This window comes from Sphingomonas sp. (genome assembly GCF_039595165.1).
Lineage (GTDB): Bacteria > Pseudomonadota > Alphaproteobacteria > Sphingomonadales > Sphingomonadaceae > Sphingomonas.
The window spans coordinates 34,704-49,189 of record NZ_JBCNMA010000005.1 but is presented as its reverse complement, the minus strand read 5'-3'; the positions used below and the strand labels follow the sequence as shown (position 1 = coordinate 49,189).

11 protein-coding genes are annotated in these 14,486 nt (G+C 64.2%); 8 read left to right on the top strand and 3 right to left on the bottom strand.

Annotated elements, in window-relative coordinates:
- Nucleotides 1-574 precede the first annotated feature (574 nt).
- The 6 genes from ABDV68_RS01690 (at nucleotide 575) to ABDV68_RS01665 (ending at nucleotide 9,106) form a co-directional block, all read left to right on the top strand.
- Nucleotides 575-1,477: an ABC transporter ATP-binding protein gene (locus ABDV68_RS01690; RefSeq protein WP_343517913.1), complete on the top strand. Its 903-nt coding sequence runs from the start codon at nucleotides 575-577 to the stop codon at nucleotides 1,475-1,477.
- Between the two features lie 14 nt (nucleotides 1,478-1,491).
- Nucleotides 1,492-5,082, top strand: coding sequence for a M1 family aminopeptidase (locus ABDV68_RS01685; RefSeq protein ID WP_343517912.1), 3,591 nt, complete (start codon nucleotides 1,492-1,494; stop codon nucleotides 5,080-5,082).
- Between the two features lie 350 nt (nucleotides 5,083-5,432).
- Nucleotides 5,433-6,104 (top strand): organomercurial lyase, encoded by a 672-nt coding sequence (merB, locus tag ABDV68_RS01680; protein ID WP_343517911.1) that lies wholly within the window; start codon nucleotides 5,433-5,435, stop codon nucleotides 6,102-6,104.
- Nucleotides 6,105-6,363: 259 nt separating this feature from the next.
- Nucleotides 6,364-6,858, top strand: a complete 495-nt coding sequence (locus tag ABDV68_RS01675; RefSeq protein WP_343517910.1) for a hypothetical protein — start codon at nucleotides 6,364-6,366, stop codon at nucleotides 6,856-6,858.
- Nucleotides 6,859-6,929: 71 nt separating this feature from the next.
- Entirely contained in the window at nucleotides 6,930-7,355 is a 426-nt protein-coding gene (locus ABDV68_RS01670; RefSeq protein ID WP_343517909.1) for an EF-hand domain-containing protein, read from the top strand.
- A 119-nt stretch (nucleotides 7,356-7,474) separates the two neighbouring features.
- Complete coding sequence (locus ABDV68_RS01665; protein ID WP_343517908.1) at nucleotides 7,475-9,106, top strand: M28 family peptidase; 1,632 nt, start codon at nucleotides 7,475-7,477, stop codon at nucleotides 9,104-9,106.
- A gap of 122 nt (nucleotides 9,107-9,228) precedes the next feature.
- On the opposite strand, the gene ABDV68_RS01660 is transcribed toward ABDV68_RS01665, so the two are convergent.
- Entirely contained in the window at nucleotides 9,229-9,711 is a 483-nt protein-coding gene (locus tag ABDV68_RS01660) for an RcnB family protein (RefSeq protein WP_343517907.1), read from the bottom strand.
- Between the two features lie 182 nt (nucleotides 9,712-9,893).
- Here ABDV68_RS01660 and ABDV68_RS01655 point away from each other — a divergent pair, with 182 nt between their 5' ends.
- Together ABDV68_RS01655 and ABDV68_RS01650 are read left to right on the top strand one after the other, a co-directional pair.
- A complete protein-coding gene (locus ABDV68_RS01655) occupies nucleotides 9,894-10,634 on the top strand; it encodes a response regulator (RefSeq protein ID WP_343517906.1) in 741 nt (246 codons plus the stop codon).
- 4 nt (nucleotides 10,635-10,638) lie between these two features.
- Nucleotides 10,639-11,979, top strand: coding sequence for an ATP-binding protein (locus tag ABDV68_RS01650; RefSeq protein ID WP_343517905.1), 1,341 nt, complete (start codon nucleotides 10,639-10,641; stop codon nucleotides 11,977-11,979).
- A gap of 16 nt (nucleotides 11,980-11,995) precedes the next feature.
- On the opposite strand, the gene ABDV68_RS01645 is transcribed toward ABDV68_RS01650, so the two are convergent.
- Together ABDV68_RS01645 and ABDV68_RS01640 are read right to left on the bottom strand one after the other, a co-directional pair.
- Nucleotides 11,996-13,303: a PQQ-binding-like beta-propeller repeat protein gene (locus ABDV68_RS01645; protein WP_343517904.1), complete on the bottom strand. Its 1,308-nt coding sequence runs from the start codon at nucleotides 13,301-13,303 to the stop codon at nucleotides 11,996-11,998.
- A gap of 227 nt (nucleotides 13,304-13,530) precedes the next feature.
- Nucleotides 13,531-14,481: a helix-turn-helix transcriptional regulator gene (locus tag ABDV68_RS01640; protein WP_343517903.1), complete on the bottom strand. Its 951-nt coding sequence runs from the start codon at nucleotides 14,479-14,481 to the stop codon at nucleotides 13,531-13,533.
- Nucleotides 14,482-14,486: the final 5 nt, after the last annotated feature.

Genomic DNA, 14,486 nt, shown 5'->3' with positions numbered 1-14,486 from the left:
TGTAAAATCCTATCGATTGAGTGGGTGATTTGGAGGAAGTTTGCCTTCGAGCGAGGCAAGTCCGGCTATGTCGAGGTGCGGAGCGCCCGGTGGCAGCGAGCAGACGCACAAAGGGTCACTGCAAAATCGGCGCACGTGGCAAAACACGGTTGAAGCGTAACGTCAGCAATGCCTCACGGACGTCGGGAGGCGTTGTTTGCTGCCTGTGGGGCCATGCCGATTCCATAGCGGCACTTCGAAGTCTTTGCCGATTGCATCCCCAAGCTGAACCTCTTCGCCCGGCAACTGCTTCACGAACTGGAGCGATGAGAGCAGGTCCGCTTCCGATGGACTGACATGAGACGATTTGCGCAGGTTGCCTTCAGCTTGTGCCGCTCCCGCTCACATACCTTGTTCGGCGTCGCTTCGGACTAATCGGGCTAGCGGTTGCGGTTCCGGTTGCTTTCCTGCCGGGGTTCTACGGCGCGAAGGCCCGGCACGGTCTGCCCGGCCTGTGCCAGGCGTTGGCACCAGCACCGCTTTACCTTTGTAAAACACTCGCTAGGCTGGTGCGAGACAGCCCCGGGGGATTCTCATGCTCGAACTCGACCAGCTCACTCATGTCTATCCCAACGGCACCCGCGCGCTCGACAATGTGAGTCTCAGCATCCCCAAAGGGATGTTCGGCCTGCTCGGCCCCAATGGCGCGGGCAAGTCGACGCTGATGCGCACGGTCGCGACGCTGCAGAGCCCGACCTCGGGACGGGTCACCTTCGGCGACATCGACGTGATCCGCGAGCCGGAGAAGCTGCGCCGCACGCTCGGCTATCTTCCTCAGGATTTCGGCGTCTATCCGCGCGTCTCGGCCTATGACATGCTCGATCACATGGCCGTGCTGAAGGGCGTGGCCTCGGCGCGCGAGCGCAAAGTCACGGTCGAGACGCTGCTCAACCAGGTCAATCTGTGGGACGTGCGCAAGAAGGCGATCGCCGGCTTCTCGGGCGGCATGCGCCAGCGCTTCGGCATCGCCCAGGCGCTGATCGGCAATCCCGAGCTGATCATCGTCGACGAGCCGACCGCGGGCCTCGATCCCGAGGAGCGCAACCGCTTCCTCAACCTGCTCGCCGAGATCGGCGAGAATGTTGTCGTCATCCTCTCGACCCATATCGTCGAGGACGTCGCCGACCTCTGCCCGCGCATGGCGGTGCTCGCCGGCGGCCGCATCCAGCTCGAGGGCGCCCCGCTCGACCTGATCGAGCGCGCGAAGGGCACCGTCTGGGCCAAGACCATCGATCGCGCCGAGCTCGACGAATATCGCGCGCGCTACGAGGTCATTTCGACCCGCTTGTTCGCCGGGCGCACGGTGGTCCACATCCTCTCGCCGAGCGATCCCGGCCAGGGGTTCGAAGCGGTCGATGGCGGGCTCGAGGACGTCTATTTCTCGACGCTCGCCGCGAGCCGCCGTCCCGTCGACGCTGCCGCCGCGGCTGCGGCCTGATCGGGAGAGGCAGCATGTTCGGCAAGATCGCGGCGTTCGAGCTGCGCTACCAGTTCCGCAACCCGGTCTTCTGGGTGGTGGCGGTCCTGTTCTTCCTGCTCGCCTTCGGCGCGACCACGATCGAGCAGATCCAGATCGGCAGCGGCGGCAACGTCCATGTCAACAGCCCGGCGGCGCTCGCGCAGAAGCTGCTCATACTCTCGCTGTTCTTCATGTTCGTCACCACCGCCTTCGTCGCCAACATCATCGTGCGCGACGACGAGAGCGGGTTCGGCCCGATGGTCCGTTCCACCCGCGTCTCGAAATTCGACTATCTGCTCGGCCGCTTCTCCGGCGCGCTGGTGATCTCGGCGGTCGCCTATGCCGCGATCCCGCTGGCGATCTGGCTGGGCTCGCTGATGCCCTGGCTCGATTCCGAGACCGTCGGGCCGAACCGGCTCAACGACTATCTCTACGCCTATTTCCTGCTGGGGCTGCCCAACGTCTTCCTGACCGCCGCGATCTTCTTCGCGGTCGCGACGATGACGCGCTCGATGATGTATTCCTATGTCGGCGTCGTCCTGTTCCTGGTCGCCTATTTCGTGCTCACCGGCATTATCCGATCGAAGCCCGAGCTGCGCGAGATCGGCGGGCTCGTCGAACCGTTCGGTCTCGCCGCCTTCTCCAACGTGACGCGTTACTGGACCGCGGCCGAGAGCAACACGATGATGCCGGCCTTCACCGGCACGCTGCTCGCCAACCGGCTGATCTGGATCGGGGTCGGGCTCGTCGCGCTGCTCGTCGCCTATTGGCGCTTCAGCTTCTCGGAGAAGGGCGTCTCGGCGCGCAAGCTCCGGAAGCAGGCGAAGAAGGCGGCAAGGCTCGCGGCGACGGCGCCGGCGCTGGTCGAGACGCTGCCGCCGGTCCGCCCCGAGGCGGCGGCCGGCGCCCAGCTGTGGCAGCGCTGCAAGTTCGAGATGCGCCTCGTCTTCAAGAGCCCCGCCTTCGCCGTGCTGCTGATGATCGGGCTGTTCAACACGGTCGGCGGGCTGATGTTCGCCAACGAGCTCTACGGCACGCCCTCGCGCCCGCTGACCTTCGTGGTCGTCCAGGACCTGCTCGGCATGTTCGGGATCATCCCGATCATCATCGCCATCTATTATGCCGGCGAACTCGTCTGGCGCGACCGCGAGCGCAAGATGCACGAGATCATCGATGCGACCGCGCTGCCCAATTGGGCCTATATGGTGCCCAAGACGCTGGCGGTGACGCTGGTGCTGTTCGCTACGCTGGCGATCAGCGCGATCGCGGCGATCCTCGTCCAGCTCGGCCGCGGCGTCGATAATCTGGAGTTGGGCCAGTATCTCGCCTGGTATCTGGTGCCGCTGACCATCGACATGGCGATCCTCGCCGTGCTCGCGGTGTTCGTGCAAGCGATCAGCCCCAACAAATATGCCGGCTGGGGCATCATGGTGATCTACCTGGTGGCCACGATCACGCTCAACACGATCGGATTCGAGCATCCGCTCTACAATTACGGCGCGACCGGCACCGTTCGCTTCTCGGACATGAACGGCGATCAGGTCGGCGGCGCGACCGGCTGGTGGCTGCGACTCTATTGGGGCGCGGTGGCGATCATGCTCGCCGTGCTCGCGCACCTGCTGTGGCGGCGCGGCACCGAAACGCGGTTGCGGCCGCGGCTGAGGCGCGTCGCACAGCGGCTCAGGGGCGTGCCGGGCGTGGTGCTCGGTGCGGCGCTGGCGATCGCCGTCGCGACCGGCGGCTGGCTCTACTATAATATGAACGTCCTCAACGACTATCGCACACGCGACGATGTCGAGGCCCAGCTCGCCGCCTATGAGAAGAAATACCTCAAATATGAGAAGGTCGCCCAGCCCTCGCTGACCGACATCCGCCTGAACGTCGACCTGCATCCGGGCGAGCGCCGCATGACGACCACTGGCGAATATCGCTTCGTCAACGACACCGGCGCGCCGCTGCGCGACCTCCATGTCCGCTTCCCCGATCGGCAAAGCAAGCTCGCCGCACTCGAAGTGCCGGGTGCCAGCCTTGCGATGGAGGACAAGGACTTCGACTATCGCATCTACCGCTTCCCGACGCCGCTGGCGCCGGGCGCCGCCGGTACGGTCAAGTTCACGGTGACTCGCGCGACCCGCGGCCTGCCCGCCAACGATGCCGACACGCGCCTGGTCGGCAACGGCACCTTCCTCAACAATTTCGAGATCGCGCCCGCGATCGGCATGGATCGCCAGGGTCTGCTCACCGACCGCGTCAAGCGCCGCAAATACGGCCTGCCCGCCGAGCTGCGGCCGGCCAAGCTCGAGGACCGCTCGGCGCAGCGGCGCAACTATGTCGGCAACGTCGCCTGGGTGAAGAGCGATATCACCATCACCACCGATGCCGGGCAAACCCCGATCGCGCCGGGGCGCAAGGTCGCCGATTCGACCCATGGCGGCCGCCGCACCGCACGGTTCGTCTCGGACACGCCGATCCTCGCCTTCTTCTCGATCCAGTCGGCCGATTATGCCGAGAAGGCGATCGACGCGAACGGCGTCCGCCTTTCGGTCTTCTATGACCGCAAGCATCCCTTCAACGTCGATCGCATGCTGGCCGCGCTCAAGGCGTCGCTCGCCTATTACCAGGCCAATTTCGGACCCTATCAGTTCGACCATGCGCGCGTGATCGAGTTCCCGGGCTATGCGAGCTTCGCCCAGGCCTTCGCCGGCACCATGCCCTATTCGGAATCGATCGGCTTCCTCGCCAACAATACCGATCCCGACAAGATCGACTATGTGACCTATGTCACCGCGCACGAGCTCGCGCACCAATATTGGGCGCATCAGGTGATCTCGGCCGACATGCAGGGCGGCACGATCTGGGTCGAGACCATGGCGCAATATTCGGCGCTGATGGTGATGAAGCAGCTCTATGGCGAGGACAAGATACGACGCTTCCTCAAGTACGAGCTCGACAATTATCTGCGCAACCGCGGCAGCGAGGCGATCGAGGAACTCCCGCTCGAGCGCGTCGAGAACCAGGGCTATATCCATTACCGCAAGGGATCGCTGGTCGTGTACCTGCTGCAGGACCGGCTCGGCGAGGATCGCGTCAACGCCATGCTGCGTGCGAAGCTCAATCAGTATCGCTTCAAGGGCGCGCCCTATCCGCGTTCGACCGATCTTGTCGACGGCTTCCGTGCGCTCGCGCGCAATGCCGAGGAACGGCAGCTGGTCGAAGACCTGTTCGCCCGCATCACGCTGTATGACCTGAAAGCCAGGGGTGCGGCGACCAAGAAGCTTCCCGACGGCACGTTCGAGACCGTGCTGACGGTGGAAGCGGACAAGTTTTACGCCGATGGCAAGGGCAAGGAAAGCAAGGCTGCCCTTGCGAACCAGATTGATATCGGCCTGTTCGACCAGAATCCGGGCTATGGGGCGTTCGCGGCCAAGGACGTCGTTTTGATAGAACGACGGCCGGTCCGGTCGGGAACCCAGGAAATCCGCATTGTCAGCAAGCGCAAACCTGCGTTTGCCGGGATCGATCCCTACAACAAATATGTGGACCGCAACGGTGACGACAATGTGATCGCCGTGGTTGACCAATAAAGGGGTACTTAGTGCGCTGGATCCTGCGACAGATCACAGCCGCCATATCCCATCAAACCCGAGCGGCCGGGGCTGATCTTTCAGGTCCCGTGGCTCCTTGGAGGCTACTGTTGATGGCAGCGTTCGTCCTGTTTGCCAGCTAACCTGTCTTCGGCATGTCTCGACCGGAACGAGCGCAGAAAGGCAAGCACGCGTGATTGATTGAGGTAAAGCTGCAGGCGGCCTGCTTCCCGACGATCCTGGGCACCTGAGCGGCCGGCTTTCAGGATGCCCCGAATCCGTTGAATGGCCCGCTATTAAGGCGTGTGCTGCCTGCACCGTCAGTTCGGCAAACGACGAAGGGGACAGATATGGCGCTTACTCAGCTTGAAGCGAGGGTGAGAGGCGAGCTCACCAAGAGTATTGCGGAGTTGGAGCACGCGCCCTCCATCGCAGAGCTTGCGTCTCGATCAGGTTGCTCGATCGGCGAATGCGAGGCCGCGTTGACTGCGCTCGGAAGAGCAAATGCATTGCTTTTACATCCCGGTACGACGCGTCCCTGGGTGGTGCATCCGTTCGCTCTGTCGCCCGGCTCATGTTGGGTAGAAATCGGTGAAAAGGGCTGGTGGGCCAACTGCTTGTATTGCGCTCTTGGCGTTGCCTCGGCGGTCGGAGGTGACGCGGATATTTTTACACGAATAGGCGGCGAACGTGAGTCAATCGAAGTGCAGATACGTGACGGTGAACTGATTGCGGATCATTTGCTCTTCCATCTCTCAACCCCGCCTCGCCTATGGTGGGATAACGTGATTCATGCCTGCGCGAGCTTCCAGCCCTTTCGAGCCGAAGACGATGTTGACAAATGGTGCCGCCGCCACGACTTGCCTAAGGGCGCAATTGTACCTCTGGAACGCATGTGGCTGTTCGCTCAGGACTGGTATGGCGACTACATCCGCAAACCCTGGCGTAAGCGATCAGCTGCAGAGGTGGCGGAGGTGTTCGAGCGGCATGACTTTACCTCGACTTTCTGGTCGTTGGAATGAAAGCATGGCGCCGCTTGTCAGTTATGCAAATACTGCGATCGGTCGCGCTGACCTGTCCCTGACGCCCGAACTACCGTCTCGATAATCCTATTAGTCCAATGCAACAATGAAAGCCGCGGGGCGGTAGTTCTCCAACCTCGCGCAGGTCCCGTTACGCTTCGTTACATTTCGTTTCGCGCGGTTCGTGATCCCGACAAGCCTTCTCGGCACAAGCGCCCTGTCCGGCGCGGTTCGCCGGCCTGCGTATGGAGACTTGCCCATGAAACGACCCCCGATCGCAATCCTCGCTTTGTGCGCCATGCTTGGCGGCGCGATCCTTTCGACCCCGGCGATGGCTGAGCGTCGCCACGGCCATATCGCCAAGGTTCGCGGCCCGTTCGGCGGCAGCGCGATCAGCCGGCGCCATGTCCGGCGCGACGGCGGCGATGTCAGCGTCCGGCGCTCGGTCCAGACCGCCGGCGGTTATGGCTATCGCCGTCAGCGCCAGGTCGATCGCGAGCCCGGCCGCAGCCAGATGGATCGCTCGTTCACCACCAATGGCGGGCGCGGATGGGACGACACGCGCCAACGCAGCTGGGGTGATGGCGCCTACTCGGCCAGCGCCAGCCGGCAATATCACAATGGCAAGAGCTCGAGCCGCAACGTGACCGCCACCAACAATGGCGACGGCACCGCGACCTACAACGCGACCCGCACGCGCATCGACGGCACGACCCGCACGCGCTCGGGCACTGTGCCTTATCCCGGCAACTGAAGCCCCCCCAAACTGGCAGCCGCGACCCGGCCTCCTCGTCGCGGCTGCGCCTTTTTGTCTCGGAGACCCTCATGATCCGCATATTTGCCCTGGCAGCGCTCGGCCTTTCCCTGGCGCTCCCCGCTTCCGCGCAATTCGGCCGCGCACGCGCAGGCGGCGACATCCTCGACAAGGCCGACGCTGACCGCGACGGCTATATCACGCGCGAGGAATATGCCGCGGCGCGCGCCGCCCAGTTCGACCGCATGGACCGCAACAAGGACGGCAGCGTCACACGTGCCGATTTCGGCCGTCTTGCGCGGTTCAAACCCGATGCGGTCGACCGGCTGATGTCGCTGCTGTCCGCCGCCGATGCAGACCAGGACGGACGCATCACGCGGGCCGAACTTGAAGCCGCGCCGATGCCAGTATTCGAGCGCGGCGACCGCGATGGGGACGGCCGACTCTCTCGCGACGAGGTCGAGGCGGTCAAGGCGCAGCGCAAGACGCGCCGCTGACGATCTCCCCGCGCATATCCAGTAAGGGGACATCCCCTCCATGCCGAACAACTTCCGTGCGCCGCACGACTCGCGCTGCGGAATCTGCGTTTCGCGACGTCACCGGTAAAGGAGTGGGTATGAACCGTTCAGCACTGACGATCGCCCTGGTCGCATCCGCGGCGGTTGCCACATCAGCGTTGGCGCGCTTCTCAGATGCTCCGTCGGCCGCCGCGCTCAAGGCGCACACCGTGTTCCTCGCGCATGATCTCCTCGAAGGTCGCGACACAGGTTCTCGCGGCTACGACATCGCCGCGCAATATGTCGCTTCGAATTTCCTCCAGGCCGGGCTTGAACCTGCTGGGACCGAGCAATGGCTTCAGCCCGTTCCGCTTCGCCGTCGCAGCCTCGAGGCGATTGCGTTCGACCTCAAGCTTGCGGACGAGACGATCGCACTGGCGAATGGCGATACCGTCGCAATCGATGCGAGCCCGCGATCGCGCGAGGAGCGACTCGACCTGCCGCTCGTGTTCGCCGGCTGGGGGATCACCGCTCCGGAACTCGGTTTCGACGACTATGCCGGTCTCGATGTGAGCGGGAAAGCGGTGGTGGTGATCGAAGGCGCGCCAGCGAGCATGGCGGGCGCGCTTCGCGCGCATTACAGCTGGGTTCAGCAGAAGGAGCGGATGGCGGCCGCCGCAGGCGCAGCTGCGATCGTCACCATCAAGAGCCCGGCCCGTGAGCGATTTTCGCCTTGGTCGCTCACGCGTCAGTTCCGGCCACTGCCCGCAGTCCACTGGCGCGCCAACGGCGCCGAACATATACCTGCGGTACAAGCGACGATTTCACTCTCCCCGCACATGGCTTCGCGGCTATTCGCCTCGGCGAACCTGGATCTGGCCCGGATCTACAACGAGGCGGACGCGAACCCGCCCAGAGGCTTTGCATTCAATGCGCGGATCGCGCTCGAGCGCCGGTCGCGACACGAGGATACGTCCTCGCCCAATGTCATCGGCCGCATCGCCGGCAGCGATCCGGCGCTGCGGAACGAGCATGTCGTCGTTCTTGCGCATCTCGACCATGTCGGCGTCGGCAAACCCGTCAATGGCGACAGCATCTACAATGGCGCGATCGACAACGCCGGCGGAGTCGCGGTCCTGCTCGAAGCAGCCCGACTACTAAGAGCGGCCAAGCCCAAGCGCTCAATCTTGTTTGTAGCCACGACCGGCGAGGAGAAAGGCCTGATCGGAGCGGACTACTTCGCAACCTTTCCGACCGTGGAGCGCAGCAGCATCGTGGCAGCGATCAGCGTCGACGGACTGATGGCCTGGCACGACTACACCGATATCGTCGCGCTTGGTGCCGATCACTCGACGCTCGGGGTCGCATCGGCGATCGCAGCGGCAGCCACGGGCGCCCGGCATGTGCCCGATCCGATCCCCGAACGCGGCAACCTGGCATTGAGCGACCAATACCCGTTTCTACGCCTTGGTATCCCCGTGCTGTTTCCGAACCCTGGTCCCCGCGACGCAAAGACCGGCCTCGCGGAACACCCGGCATGGACCGCATATGAGCAGAACAGCTACCACAAGCCATCGGACGAGGCTTCGCTGCCGATCCGCTGGGACGTCGCCGCGCGATGGGCGCGCTACATTACCTTGACCATCGAGAACGCCGCGAACGGTCCGAGGCCCGCCTGGTACGCCGGCGATCCGCTGGCAAAGGGCTTCGCGCCTGGGGCCAAGACCGTGCCGCGAAGGGGTGAGCGCTAAGCTCATCGAACTAAATGCAGTCCTGTCTATCCACCTTCGCTGTCCCGATCGTCATCCAAAGTCCCGCTACAATCCCGTGCGTGTATCGTACGCAAACGTCATGCCGCGCCTTTCGATGTGCTTCACCATATGCGGTGCAGCACATCGACGATCACACCGGTCGCGACCCGCATCAGCACGATATTGTTGTCGACGTAAATCCAGACATGTCCCCGCGGCGCTGGCCGAAGGCGATAGAAGCCCACATCGTGGACATGGTAGCGGCGAAGCGCCGGCGGCACGACGTGCCCAACGCGCCAAGGTCGGCCATAATAGGCTGGCGGTACCGGAACATAGCCGCGACCCGGAACGAAGAAATAGCCCCGGCGCACGCCGCGATAGCCAACAAACCATGGGTGGCCGCGCCACCAGCCGGGAGCGCGGCGATCCCAGTATGCCATCGCGATCACAGGCGGCGTGGCGTGCGCCGCTGGCCGATGCCAGTGCGCAGCCTTTGCGCTGCCGACGAGGGATATGGCGGCAGCTGACAGGGCGACTGCGCCGATGAGCGGGGGCACGATCCGAAATCCATGGGCTGCGGCAATCGGGGCAGACGGGTGCACCATGACCTTTTCTCCGTTGAACCAGCGTCAGGGACAGCTCGAGCAACGCCGACACGCTGCTCGACGTCTGGAAACTATGCGCGCCAGGTAAGTTCGCGGTGTCACGACGGTGACGAACGGCAACGAAGTGTAACAAGCGCCCGTTCGGCCTTGAAGCGCCGCCCCAACTAGGGTCACACGATCCCATGCCCGATGTCAGCCCGACGCCTGTCCGAAACTTCATCGCAGTCGTCGAGGATGACGTCGAAATCGCCGAGCTCGTCGGCGAACTGCTCGTCCGAGAGGGTTTCGAAGTAGCACTCTGCCACGATGCGGTGGAGCTTGACCGGGTCGTGGCACGACGGCGGGTCGATCTCGTGCTGCTCGACCTGATGCTGCCCGGAGAGGACGGCCTGTCGGTCTGCCGTCGGCTCCAGGCTGGGCCCGTGCCCGTCCCCGTGATCATGGTCACGGCCAAGGGCGACGACATCGATCGCATCCTCGGCCTCGAATTCGGCGCGGACGACTATCTCCCCAAGCCCTTCAATCCGCGCGAACTCGTGGCGCGCGTGCGCGCGGTCCTTCGGCGAACCCGCGATGCCCATCGCCCGCGAGCGGTATCGGGACGTCGGTACGCATTCGCCGGATGGGAGCTCGACGCCGGTTCACGCGAGCTCGTCGATCCGCAGGGCCATGCCATCGAGCTGACGGGAGGCGAGTTCGATCTGCTCGTTGCGCTACTCGACCATCCTCAGCGTGTGCTGACGCGCGATCAGCTGCTGGATTGGACGCGCGGACGAGACGCGGCGCCCTATGACCGGACGATCGACGTGCAGTTGAGCCGGTTGCGCCGCAAGCTCGAGGACGATCCGAAAGCCCCGACCATCATCAGGACGGTTCGCGGCGGCGGCTATCTCTTCGCGCCGCTCGTCCGGGTGAGCGGCTGATTCCATGCGGCGCTTCGCCAACAGTTTGTTGTTCCGGGTCGCAGCCCTGTTCTTCCTCGGCCTCGTCGCATTGCAGATCGCCATTCTCGCTGCGGTGATGTGGCCCGACGGGCGCCCCATGGTCCTTCGCCTCATCGACCCGCAGGACGTGCGCGAGATCGCCGAGGCGGTCGAGCACGCTTCTCCCGCAGAGCGGCCGCTTGTCGTTGCCGCCGCAAGCAATGGCTCGATCACCGCCGAGCTGCTGGACCGCTTTCCCGATGAGGTGACTGACGGCGACCTGCGGTCAGCGCCGCGCCTGGAGGCGAGGTTCCGTCGTTATGCCGCGGCATTGGGTGACCGGCCGCTCCGGCTGCAGGTGCGCGATGGCGGGTTCCTCGCCTCGATCGTGCTCGACGAGACGGGCCGTGGGCCGGTGCGGTTGCTCGTCGGACTCGAGGATGGCCATGTGCTGGCGGTTGAGCGAGCCCCGTTGGTTCTCCAAGTGCTTGCCTCGCGCTATTTTGCCGTCGCGCTCGTCGCCGCGGCGATCATCATGGCGCTTTTGGCCACTCTGCTCTGGCAAGTCGTGCGGCCGGTGCGCCAGCTGGTCAGCGCGACCGAAGCCTTCAGGGACGACGTCGCCGCACCTGACGCCGAGCTTGGCGGCGCGCTCGAAGTGCAGGCGCTCGCAGCGGCGTTCAATTCGATGAAGCAGCGGATCGGCGGTCTCGTTGGCGAGCGCACGCAGATGCTTGCCGCGATCGCGCACGACCTGCGCACCTGTCTGACGCGGCTGCGGCTCCGCGCCGATCATATTCCCGACCCTGGCCAGCGCGAGCGTGCGGTCCGCGACGTCGAGGAGATGGGCCAGCTGCTCGATGACATCCTGATGTTCGCGCGCGCCGAAGCGAAGCAGGGAGCTGGCGCCGACATCATCGATGCCAGGGCGGCGACCGCCGACTATGTCCGGATGCGCCGCGAGGCCGGCGACGATGTCGGGCTTGCGGCGGGGGATGAACCACTCCTTTGCCGTTGCGCACCGCTCGCCTTTCGGCGGATTCTCGCCAATCTGACCGACAACGCCATCCGCTACGGCACTCGAGCGCGCATCGCTCTCCGTCGGGAAGGTGAGGACGTGGTGATCGCGGTGACCGACAACGGGCCGGGTGTGCCTTCCGAACTCGTCTCACGGCTGACTGCGCCGTTTGAACGTATCGAGCCGTCCCGCGGCCGCCACAGCGGCGGCGTCGGCCTCGGTCTGTCGATTGTGAAGGCCTTGGCGACAAGCCATGGGGGTGCAATCGAGATCGAGAACCGCACGACGGGCGGCCTCCGCGTGCTGGTTCGATTGCCCGGTGGTTGAATTTGAATGGCCGGAGCTAGCGGGATTCCGCCGGCCTGAAAGCGTGAAGCGCACCACGGATCGTCGGAACATACACCGTCCCGTCCTGGTCGATCGTTGTTCCGACCGTGAAATACGGCTTTCCGGGGATCTGCTCGCGGTCGAGTTCGGCGCCGGTTCGAGTGTCGACCACAATGAGATCGGCGGTGCCTCTGCCGGTCTTGACGGTAGGGTAGGCAAGGTATCCGGCCGCCTGCGTGGCGACCCCGAAATTCTGAAGGCCGGGTTTGCGCCAGATGATCTCGCCGCGATCCCCGCGGTCGCGAATGGCCATGAGCGCAGCCCCTCGCCCGCCGGCAGGCAGGATCAGGCCCTCGGGGGACAATGAGACGCTTCCCCCGGCCTGGTATCCGATCGGCACCGACCACAAGGATTTGCCGGTCGCAGCGTCGAGCGCGTGCAGGCTCCCTTCATTGTCGGTTAGATACAGACGCTTGCCGTCCGCTGAAAGATCGGGGCTCGAAGCACTGCCACCGGGCAGCCCTTCATTCGTCCATTCCTCGATCAGGCCGGGACGCAGACCGCGTGTGATCCGCATTGCGCGAACCCCTGAACGGGCGGCGCTCGGCGCCCAGAAGGTGAAGTAGAAACGGCCTGACCGGATGTCCATGGCAGGCGTGTTCGCGCTCGGACATTCGGCAAGCCCGCGCATGCACGCGACCAGGCCATCCGCGGGATTGAATGACGGCGCGTTGACCATCGAATGCGGCGCGATGACCGCTTTCCCGGTGGAGCGGTCGAGCACATAGATCACGCCCACATGCGTGATGAAGAGCAAGTCTCCTGCTGGCGTGAACTGTGCCGAAAGCGGCACGCCGATGATTGCCTTTTGCCATCTCACGCGGCCGTGGCGGTCGAAGGCGCGCATCTTCGTACCGTCACCAAGGTAAAGATTGCCGGTGCTATCGATCAATGGCGAGGAGGCGACTGCCAGCCTGTCAAGCACGTCGCTACACCAGATCGACCTGCCCGTTGCCCGATCGAGCGCGTGAAGGCGGCAGCCCGCACCGCTGGTCGTGATGAACAGGCGACCGGTGCCGTCGCTTGTAGGCCCCAGGTTGATCATCCCGTCGAAGGTTCGCGACCAGGCCAGCGTCAGGTTGGCCGCGCCCTGCCCCGAGTGGTAGTCGCTGTTGCCGGCGTCGGCATGCACGGCCGGCCATCCAGCACCATAAGCGCCGGCTCCGCCCTTGTGACCCACTGGGTAAACAGAATTTGTGCAGGCGGTAAGGGACAGGATCGCCGCGACGACGGAGATACGAAGGATCTTCGGATCGAGTGCCATAGGGCGCGGGTAGCGGACTTGGTCGCCTGTTCTATGAACCTCGCGTAACGGATGGTAACAGGCCGCCGCACAAAATTGCGTCGCTATGACCGGCAAGCGAACTGGCGCTTCCACGCATTCTTGCCGGTGGGTCGCTGCCTGCACAAATGTCGGCTTTCGCGATCGCCAGCATCGAGACTGAATGGCCGGAATTAGAGCGCCTAGCCGTCAGCCAACTCGCAAATCGCTCAGCCCTGGAGATGCTGCCCTGAAGGCAGCCCCGATTGCGAGGAAACAAGCGACAGGCCGTTCACAGGTGAATCCTGAGCCATCCGGGACAGTGCCATGATTTGCGCCAGCCGCGGCGTCAGAGCAGCGGTGAGCATCATCTCCCCGCCTTCGTCGGCCGCCTTGGGGCCGAAGTCGCGCAGCAAGTGTTGTCGAACCACCTCTGCAACGTCGTCGTCGTGCACGAACTCGGGCCGTTGCATTAAGTTCGCAGCATGCGCCTCATCGGCGGCTCGATGTCCCGAGAGGTCCGCAACGCGCTCGAAGATGATCGAATAGGCGGAGGGTATGCGCAGAGAGCTGCTGGCGGCGATCAAGATCCCGTCCATCAAGACAATCTTGGGCATGGGCACGACGTTCAAGATGAGAAATGAGGGTACTTGGCGCACGCTGTCGCTCGCGATGGCGAACACTTGACCTTCCACGGGGGACATCGACCCTCCGTAGCGAATGCCATCTGCGCCGAGCTCGAAGTGCAACTCATCGTCCTCAATGCGGATAATCCCGTGTTGCTGGCAGAAGCACCCGGGTTGGAACACGGAGGCATGCGTGGTGCGCCAGAAGCCCTCATAGGCGGTCAAGTCCGCATCCACCGCGTTGCGCACCATCTCTCGCAGCGCTCTGGAAAGCCCCGTACCGTGTCTTGCCTTGGCCTCGGCAACGGCAGCCACGCCAAACAGCGTCGCGAACTCGGGCAAGCTGCGATCCCAGTCCAGCAGCGTCAGGCCGGGCCGCTTCTTCGCCAGGAAATGAGTCAGCCGCTCCAGATTATGGGCGGACGGCCGCACGCTGCCCGATGCCCATCGTCCGACCAGCGACTTATCGACACCCATTTCCGAGGCCAATCTGCCGCGGCTCATCGAAAGAGCCTTTAGCGCCAGCGTAAGCCGTTGTGCGAAGTCGTCAGACATCTGTC